This window comes from Enterobacter sp. CGMCC 5087, from assembly GCF_003144775.1.
In the GTDB taxonomy this organism is placed as follows: Bacteria; Pseudomonadota; Gammaproteobacteria; order Enterobacterales; family Enterobacteriaceae; genus Enterobacter; species Enterobacter cloacae_M.
On record NZ_QFXN01000211.1, the window covers coordinates 1 to 283 of the forward strand.

At 50.2% G+C, this 283-nt stretch carries 1 tRNA gene; it reads right to left on the reverse strand.

Annotation, left to right across the window (positions count from 1 at the left end):
• Positions 1 to 116 precede the first annotated feature (116 nt).
• Positions 117 to 201: transfer RNA gene (locus DEO48_RS17555), tRNA-Tyr, on the reverse strand.
• Between the last annotated feature and the right edge of the window lie 82 nt (positions 202 to 283).

A 283-nucleotide genomic window follows, 5' to 3' on the forward strand; every position in this document is an offset into this window, starting at 1 on the left:
TCCTGAAACTCGGCTACCCAGTTCTTTCTGTAACAAAAAAAGAGATTTCTCTCTTTTTCAGTTTGAGCTGGCTAATTTTTCCAACCAGCTCCGGCGGCATTTACGCTGCCAGAAAGTGGTGGTGGGGGAAGGATTCGAACCTTCGAAGTCTGTGACGGCAGATTTACAGTCTGCTCCCTTTGGCCGCTCGGGAACCCCACCGGACTTGATGGTGCCGACTACCGGAATCGAACTGGTGACCTACTGATTACAAGTCAGTTGCTCTACCTACTGAGCTAAGTCG